The 8,964-nt window shown below is 47.3% G+C and carries 7 protein-coding genes; 3 read left to right on the top strand and 4 right to left on the bottom strand.

The window, feature by feature from the left end; genetic code table 11:
* Window positions 1-265: 265 nt before the first annotated feature.
* Window positions 266-1,813, top strand: a complete 1,548-nt coding sequence (locus N836_RS54260; RefSeq protein WP_023073232.1) for a hypothetical protein — start codon at window positions 266-268, stop codon at window positions 1,811-1,813.
* 8 nt (window positions 1,814-1,821) lie between these two features.
* Here N836_RS54260 and N836_RS54255 read toward each other — a convergent pair whose 3' ends face one another.
* Window positions 1,822-2,607, bottom strand: a complete 786-nt coding sequence (locus tag N836_RS54255; protein ID WP_023073231.1) for a VOC family protein — start codon at window positions 2,605-2,607, stop codon at window positions 1,822-1,824.
* Window positions 2,608-2,689: 82 nt separating this feature from the next.
* On the bottom strand, window positions 2,690-3,595 hold the full coding sequence (gene puuE / locus N836_RS54250; RefSeq protein ID WP_023073230.1) for an allantoinase PuuE: 906 nt from the start codon (window positions 3,593-3,595) through the stop codon (window positions 2,690-2,692).
* A gap of 197 nt (window positions 3,596-3,792) precedes the next feature.
* On the opposite strand from puuE, the gene N836_RS54245 reads away from it, so the two are divergent.
* Both N836_RS54245 and N836_RS54240 read left to right on the top strand, forming a co-directional pair.
* The gene (locus N836_RS54245; RefSeq protein WP_023073229.1) at window positions 3,793-4,644 is read left to right on the top strand and encodes an aldose epimerase family protein; all 852 of its coding nucleotides are present in this window, start codon (window positions 3,793-3,795) and stop codon (window positions 4,642-4,644) included.
* Window positions 4,645-5,109: 465 nt separating this feature from the next.
* On the top strand, window positions 5,110-5,817 hold the full coding sequence (locus tag N836_RS54240) for a hypothetical protein (RefSeq protein WP_023073228.1): 708 nt from the start codon (window positions 5,110-5,112) through the stop codon (window positions 5,815-5,817).
* A 3-nt stretch (window positions 5,818-5,820) separates the two neighbouring features.
* On the opposite strand, the gene N836_RS54235 is transcribed toward N836_RS54240, so the two are convergent.
* Entirely contained in the window at window positions 5,821-7,458 is a 1,638-nt protein-coding gene (locus N836_RS54235; protein WP_023073227.1) for an acetolactate synthase large subunit, read from the bottom strand.
* An 84-nt stretch (window positions 7,459-7,542) separates the two neighbouring features.
* Window positions 7,543-8,922 carry an NAD-dependent succinate-semialdehyde dehydrogenase gene (locus N836_RS54230; protein WP_023073226.1) on the bottom strand — a complete coding sequence of 460 codons (1,380 nt, stop codon included), beginning with the start codon at window positions 8,920-8,922 and terminating at the stop codon, window positions 7,543-7,545.
* Between the last annotated feature and the right edge of the window lie 42 nt (window positions 8,923-8,964).

The raw sequence follows: 8,964 nt of genomic DNA, 5'->3' as shown, positions 1-8,964 counted from the left end.
ATATCGAGTCTTCGAGTAGAAGTGGAGCATCATATTGGCGGGATCAAACGCTGTCAGATTTTGGTTCAAAAATTTCGTAATCGAGTCGAGGGATTTGTGGATGACGTAATGGAAACAGCCTGTGGACTTCACAACTATCGCTTAGAGCTACGAAATTAAGCGATAGCCAATAATCGAAGAGGACAGATGAAAGAATCAGCAGCTATCTTTTACTATTTCCGATAATGTCTAATATATAAAAGACCTGGAGATTCTGGACACATATGTGCAACAGGGGTTGGCCATTAGCCAGGATACTGCAGAAACAGACAATGGCACATTTGAGGTCTTTTCCGGCACGTTAGTCATTCGCTACTTGATATGTTTAGCAAGTTATTACTACGTGTATGACACACAGAATATCGACAGGGACTATTTACCGCCTGAATGTTCCCCTGATATCAACCGTCAGGTGCTGGTTCAAAAAGCTTGGGAAACTCTCAAGCAAGCTCAGCAGCATACGGAAATACGATTAAAAAAATATATTGTCACCAGTGAGGTATCCCAAGGAACGTTCCATCCTCACTACGAACTACTAGGGCGCATTTATTTTATTCGAGCTAAGCTATTAACCCATTTTCCACAGTTTGTGCCAAGAGATGATCAGTCTTTACCCACTGAAAGTTTTGTCGGTCAACGTAGAACAAAAGCATCCATATATTGGGGAAGATTATTTCTTTTGGAAAAAGCACGTTTGTATGCAGCTGCTAATGGCAGTAGTGAGATTTATGCCTACTATGCCGCAATGCAGAGCTGCAGCTATTTGTTTGCCGCTTTTGACGATGAAGAGAATACCCTTCTATCTTCCCCTCATATTGGCAATGGACGCCTAAGTCATCAGGGCTGTCTTAAATGGGCAAGAAAACTGAGGGATCATGCGCTCCTGGCATATTCAGAGATGGGGCTGCAATGTTATTACGAGATAAAAGAAAAAAGCGGCTTACCTGAGGAGCTGGATGAGTACGGGCATTATTATGTTGATAAACTTCCAGCAATCTACGAATCAAGAAATGTAGAGTCATCAACAACATTAAATGAGGACAACATTTTTTTGACACTTGATATGTCGTTGCTTGGCGTTGATGTTAGAGAGATACCGAAATTAACCCCCAATCATCCAACTCAAAATATTTATTTGTTTGGTGCTAATGCCTGTTATCTTTTCTTTGTGCGAGGCTTGTATTTACTTTGTAGTGATGCAACCTATGAGTTTAAGGAGTCTCCAGAAAACTCAGATATAGGATGGGAGCCAAAGCTAAAGAAAGCACTGCGTCTGCTTGACATGGCTTGGGCTGTTGCCGAAGCAGGGTGCAGCATTACCAGAAAAAAGCAAGACGGTGAAAGTATTCGACAAATTAGACGTTCTTTTGCTCACAGTGGTGATGTTCATCAATATACATCAAGCGAGATTGAGGCTGTTCAAGACCTTTATCCGCGACGTGTTAGTGATATTGCTGCCCTGGGAAAAATATTTTCTGCGGCTTGTATGGTGTTGCTTCTAGGTGTAATTCCTGCTGAAGAGCGGGAAGCTATGGCTGCGAATATTGAAAATCTATTAGGAATGCTTCATAGCAGCACTCGATTGAGTAAAACGCTGAGAGCCCATCTGGCTAGACAGAAACGCTACGATGGCAATCTGAAGGACTATTTATCCACCAGTAGCCGCATCATTAAAAAGTATGCAGCAGAAATCAATCAGCCTCCAAATCCTATTGACTTGAAGGCTTATCGAAAGCGCTTTATTAAAGAGCTTTTTGAGGTGTTAAATGGTTAGCTGTGCCCTCAATCGTCCGGGTTATATACCTGCATCAAGGTCACCACGGCTCCCTGCGGATCACGCACCGTTGCAAAACGTCCAGGGTCTATGTCTATGGGGTCGATTAGGGCTTGCCCTCCCAATCGATTAACAATCTCAAGCGACTTATCCAAGTCTTCCACATTAAAATACACAGCCCAGGTAGACGGAATCTCCGCTGGTAGATTGACCTTATCCATATCAAACATGCCGCAGTTCATCCGACCGCTGACGCTGGCAGTGATATAGTTTGGCGGTTTCTCATCCACTTCGATATCCCAGCCAAAGACAGCTTTGTAAAACTCGGCGGCTTTATCGGCACCTCGGGTTTGTAATTCTGTCCAGCAGAAGGTGTTAACTTCATTCACCCGACCGGCACCAACAAACTCTTTGGCCTGCCAAAGGCCCACGATCGCATCTGTTGGATCTTTGACCATAGCCATGCGCCCAGAATCCATAATGTCGCAGATGGGCATTACCACTGCGCCACCCTGGTCCTGCCAACGTTGCACGGTGGTTTCTAAGTCTTTAACAGTAATGTAGCTACTCCAGTGCGGCGGCACCTGCGCCATGTCATCGGGTCTGGCAAATAAGGCTGCTACGGTGCGATCGCCTTTAAATGCCATTGAATAAACCCCACCTGTATCCACTGGCATATCTTGGAACTTCCAGGAAAATAGCTCTGCATAAAACTGCTTAGCCGCCTCCTGATCGGTCGTCATCAAATCGACCCAACTGAATACGCCATTCTCGTAACTGTCTCTGATACCCATACAGGTCGTCTCCATATTTAAGACAATACAAATATACTAATCATGATTTCAGTCGATGGTACATGGCTTTAAAAAACGTCAGCTAGACAGCATGATGCTGATGCCAATGTTGGGCAATCTCCACCCGGCGACAAACCCATACGTCCTCATGGTTCGTCACATAGTCTAGAAACCGCCCCAGGGAAGCGACCCGTCCAGGACGTCCTGAAAGGCGACAGTGTAGCCCGACACTCATCATTTTTGGAGCGCGCGTGCCCTCGGCATAGAGTACATCAAACGCATCCTTGAGATAAGTAAAAAACTGATCCCCCGAGTTAAACCCCTGATAGGTGGCAAACCGCATATCGTTATTATCCAAGGTGTAAGGAATGACCAGATGGGGACGACCATACTCCGTATTCCAGTAAGGCAAATCATCAGCGTAGCTATCGGCATCGTAGAGAAAACCCCCTGCTTCCACGACAAGCCGTCGTGTATTTGGGCTGAGGCGACCTTGATAAAACCCCAGGGGTCGACTGCCGGTTACCTGCGTATGAATTTCAATGGCCTTACGAATATGGTCCCGCTCAGTGTCCTCACCCACATACTGATAATCAATCCAGCGATAGCCATGGCTAGCCACCTCCCAGCCAGCCTCTACCATGGCTTTACCCGCATCTGGGTTGCGCTCTAAAGCCATCGCCACCGCATAGACTGTCACCGGCAGGTTGCGCTGAGTAAAAAGTCGATGCAGCCGCCAAAACCCAGCTCGACTGCCATATTCATACATCGACTCCATATTGATATTGCGCACCCCCGGCAGTGGGGCTGCACCCACCGTTTCAGACAAAAAAGCTTCTGAGGCCGGATCACCATGGAGAATGCAGTTTTCGCCCCCCTCCTCATAGTTGATTACAAACTGCAGTGCTAGTCGGGCATCATTGGGCCAGTGAGGATGAGGCGGATTTTGACCATAGCCAATCAGATCGCGGGGATAGACAGCAGACATACAGCAGCAAACCTCGATAGTGAATAAAAGTTAGCCAGCATATTAACGCAAGGTAGAAGCAGAAGCGTCGTCTGTACAGATTTTGTACCGAGGCCAGCTATAAAGACCATAAAGATTCCATAGTGGTGTCCCAGATTGCATAGCAAACCGACTATCCTATGGCAGTGTTGAAAAGCTAATGCCCGCAGGAAATCTTTATGAGTACTATTACTACTGAACAACAGCAGCATTTGACCTATATCTTGACTGACGGCGATTCTCAGGTGGCTGTAGTACCTGAGCGTGGAGGTATTGTCACTAGCTGGCAAATTCAGGGTAAAGAGGTGTTCTATTTTGATGCGCAGCGCTTTCAAGATCCTAGCCTTTCGGTTCGAGGCGGTATCCCATTATTATTTCCCATCTGCGGCAACCTGGTTGACGACACTTATACCCTTGATGGCAAAACCTATCCGCTAAAACAGCATGGCTTTGGTCGGACGTTGCCATGGGAAGTTACTCAACAGTCTACTGACGATGGCGCTAGTTTGACGCTGACTCTCAAAAGCAATGATGAGACCCTTGCTGTCTATCCCTTTGACTTTCAGCTTGATTATATCTATACCCTCAGAGGCAACACCTTAGAACAGCGCTTTCGTCACACCAACCTATCAGACGCATCCATGCCGTTTTCCACTGGCACTCATCCCTATTTTGCAGTCACAGACAAAACAAAGCTGATCTTTGATATCCCCTCTACGGATTACAAGATCAAGGGTGGCAAAGATGTCTATGCATTCAACGGTCAGTTTGATCTTGATCAAGAAGAGATTGATTTTGCTTTTATCAACCTTGAAGGTCAAACAGCAACTGTAAAAGATGGTGACAGTACACTGACGATCTCTTTTGATGAGAATTACTCCACTCTGGTTTTTTGGACTGTAAAAGGAAAAGATTTTTACTGTTTAGAACCCTGGAGCGGACCTCGCAATGCTATCAACACAGGTGATTTTTTGCTCAGTGCATCTCCCCAAGAAACGGTGGAAACAGTGATTTCGATGACTGTTAGCTAGGTCCTTCAGGTCTTTCAGGGGGCAGCTTGTAGCGCGCTGGCTGAACGCTGTCAAGCTCATCCCCCTATTCTTCCTACCGTGTATACACATCTAGGAGATCTACTGGAAATCAGCTCCATGCTTTGCATTAGCCCTCATCCTAAATCCTTCTCCCCTAGGGAGAAGGACTTTGAGACTAGCTCCCCTTCTCCTTGAGGGAGAAGGGGTTGGGGGATGAGGGCTCGACATCTTGAGTTAGGCTTCGACTTGTATGTACACAGTAGCCCTACTATCCAGGCTATAGGTCATTCCCAATCAAAATAAGCGGTGCCCAACGGAATAAATTTATAATTGGCGATCGCAGCCTGATAAAACGCATCTAACTGACATGGGCAAGTTAAGTAAAAACTTGCAAACCATTTGTACGATATCCAGAGACTTGCGTAAAAATGAGCATTACCCTTGGCGCATCTGGAACCTGTATTGATGGCAGCTACCTCTGAGCAAATTAAAGAAATTTTGGCTCTGCGCGATCGCAAAGTCACGCCTAAACAAATCGCCCGTAAGCTCGGTCTACGCCCGGCGGAAGTCAACGATATTATCCATACAAACATCAATCCCGAAAAAGATAGCCAACCTAAGCAGCTTCCTAAACTGAAAGAATGCTTAATTGATCTACAAGGCTTTGATCGCTTTTTTGGTAGCCAAAATATCAAAAAAGATCGTAAAGGGTTGTCTCAGATTATGATCACCCGCATCGATGGACAACATTGTTTGGTTACCACCTTCTTAATTGATGCTTGGTGTCTGGGTGTAAAAGATGCAATGGGGCCTCGCAAAGTTAAAGCTACCGATTATCCATTAATGCGAGAGCAGGCCTATGCTCAAACGATGAGTGATAGCTATCGGAATATATCTCTAGAACAGGCCCAGTCGGCGATCTACGGTGCTGTGGATTATGCGCAACGTTTAGGGATTGCCCCCCATAAAGACTTTGAGCGAGCCAAGCATAATCTTGGCCCTCGTATGGATAACCTGCCTCGCCACGAATTTGGTAAAAACGGTAAACCTTATTACTTTGCTGGTCCCTATGATAATCCAGACAAAATTCTTGCCAAATTGCGCGAAAGTGTTGGTGAGGGTAACTTTCACTACACTATTGGTATGGATTTAGGCATGGGGACTGTACTCTAGCGACTAAATTACGCAGGCCAATTCCCGTGATTTTTCAGTGAATAGCAGATTTTCACCATAGTCTATGGGACAGTCAATTACGGCGGGAACATCAGCCTCCAACGCATCTTTTAAGGTGGGAATAAAGTCTTCTGTGGCAGTTACCCGATAGCCCTGAAGGCCAAAACTTTTGGCTAAAGCAACAAAATCAGGATTGTTGAATTTAATAAACGCAGATTCGCCATAGTAGTTGCGTTGTTTCCACTCAATCAGCCCGTAGCCGCCATCGTTAAAGATAATGGTGACAAAGGGGGTACCTAGACGCAGCGCTGTTTCTAGTTCCTGACAGTTCATCATAAAGCCGCCGTCACCAGTAACTGCAACAATCTTGCGCTCAGGATAAACAAGTTTGGCTGCGATCGCACCGGGGATAGCAATGCCCATGGATGCAAACCCATTGGAAATCAAACAGGTATTGGGCCGTTCACAGTGATAGTTGCGAGCAATCCACATTTTGTGAGCCCCCACGTCCGACAAGACAATATCATCAGGCCCCATTATCTGCCGTAAGTCATAGAGAAGCTTTTGGGGCTTAATCGGAAATGCCAGATCGTCACGATACTGTTCATAGTCAGCCCGCATTTCATCCCGTACGGCCTGAAATGGATAGCTGGACTGGGTTTGGCGTTTTACCCGTTTCAAAATCTGTTCCAGAGAATCGGAGAGGTCGCCAATGACCTCCACCATCGGCACATAGCTGCTGTCAATTTCGGCGGGGGTGGTACTCACATGAATAATGGGAATTTGGCCGTAGGGGTTCCACTTTTTGGGCGGATATTCCACCAGGTCGTAGCCTACAGTGATCACCAGATCGCTTTTATCAATAGCGCAGGAAATAAAGTCTCGCTGCTGTAAACCGACGGTCCAGAGGGCCAGGGGATGCTGATAGGGAATCACCCCTTTGCCCATAAACGTGTTGGTGACTGGAATTTGCAGCTGATCGACCAGTTTCATAATGGCGGCGCTGGCTCGCGCCCGAATAGCGCCATTGCCAATCAAAATCAGTGGTCTCTCTGATCGAGAAATGGCATCGGCAGCAATCTGAATGAGGTCAAAGGCGGCGAAGGTTTTACCATTGCGATCGCACGCCAGCGGTTTGCCCTCGGCTTCCATATCGGCAATATTTTCAGGTAAATCAATATGTACAGCCCCTGGATCTCCCGTCTGAGCTAGCTTAAATGCCTTACGAACAATTTCCGCCGTATTACTAGGTCGAACAATCTGAGTATTCCATTGGGTTACTGGGGCAAACATCGCCACCAGGTCCAGGTACTGATGGGACTCAATGTGCATGCGGTCAGTCCCCACCTGACCTGTAATTGCCACCAGCGGAGCCCGATCCAGATTAGCATCGGCTACCCCAGTAATCAGGTTGGTGGCCCCCGGTCCCAGGGTGGAAAGACACACCCCAGCCTTGCCTGTGAGCCGACCATAAACATCTGCCATAAAGGCAGCCCCCTGTTCATGACGGGTGGTGACAAACTGAATCGAGGAGTGTTTTAGCGCCTGGAGCACCTGGAGATTTTCTTCTCCAGGCACGCCAAAGATATACTCCACCCCCTCATTTTCAAGGCAGCGGATCAAAAGTTCTGCAGTGTTCATAAAGATACCTAGGAGATGGCCAACACAACGTCAAAAACTATCTGTAGGGGTGTTTCATACACCCCTACAGGGCAACAAAATTCCCTAACTCACGCAAACCGTCTTGGCATTCATAAATTCTAAAATGCCATGTCGGCCTAATTCACGACCAATACCTGACTGTTTGATGCCACCAAAGGGCAAACGCGGGTCGGATTTCACCATACTGTTGATAAAAATAGCTCCGGCGTCAATCTCATTGATCAGGCGTTGTTGTTCTACTGAGTCTTGCGTCCAACCGCTCGCACCTAAACCAAATGGGGTGGAGTTGGCCAGTTGAATCGCAGTGTCTAAATCCTGCACCCGGAAAATCAGGGCCACCGGACCAAAGAATTCTTCTTGGTCAGCAGGAGTACCAGGGGGAATATGGCTAAGAATGGTTGGCGGATAAAAATTCCCCAGCTCTAACTCAGAGGGTAATGAGGCTTTGAGTTTTTCTAAATTGCCGCCCACCAGTACCTTGGCCCCAGCAATGAGACAATCGTGGACCTGTTTGTGAATGGCTCGCAAAATCGACGGTGTAGCCAGGGGACCAATATCGGTCTCAGGTTGCATCGGATCACCAACGGTGAGGCCATTAAATTTATCCATCAGACGGGCTTCAAACTCATCGGCAATGTTGCCGACTAAGATAAAGCGTTTGGCGGCAATGCAAGACTGGCCATTGTTTTGTAAACGGGCAGTGACCGCTGTTTCAACAGCCTGATCTAAGTCGGCACTGGGCAACACAATAAAGGGATCGCTCCCCCCTAGCTCTAGCACCACTTTTTTAAGGTGCTGTCCTGCCAAAGCCGCTACCTCGGCTCCAGCGGGTCCGCTACCGGTCAGACTGACGCCACGCACTCGTTCATCAGCAATCACCGCTGCCGTTTGCTCAGCACTAATCAGCAACGTTTGGAAAGCACCGTCAGGAAAGCCTGCCTTGCGAAAAACTTGTTCTATGGATAGTGCGCACTTGGGTACGTTTGAGGCATGTTTTAGCACGATGACATTGCCTGCCATCAAGGCTGGAGCTGCCAGTCGAAACACTTGCCAGAGGGGGTAATTCCAGGGCATTACCGCCAGAATGATCCCCAGGGGCTGATAGCGTACGTAACCGATATCTGAGCGCTCATCGGCCAGGTAATCGGCCCCGTGTTCGGCATAATGACGACAGACCCAGGCACACTTTTTAACTTCTGCGATCGCAGCTCCCACGGGTTTACCCATTTCCTGGGTCATAATTCGCCCGAGCACCTCGGTATGGTCTTCTAAATAATCGGCAGCAGCCTGTAGCCAATTGCTGCGATCACTAAATGATGTCCAGCGATATTGTTGATATTGATTTGCCCCTATTGCTAATCGTTGCTCAATCTCTTCTGATGTCAGGGGGGTATAGGTTTTATAAACTTTGCCAGTGGCCGGGTTAACACTTTTAATTGCCATCTCTGACCTCCCGTAGGTCTTTTCAGCTAGCCTTGTTATGGG

The sequence above is a fragment of the Leptolyngbya sp. Heron Island J genome, from assembly GCF_000482245.1.
GTDB lineage: Bacteria > Cyanobacteriota > Cyanobacteriia > Phormidesmidales > Phormidesmidaceae > Leptothoe.
The sequence above is the reverse complement of the archived record's forward strand: the minus strand, read 5'-3'. Positions and strand labels throughout refer to the sequence as shown.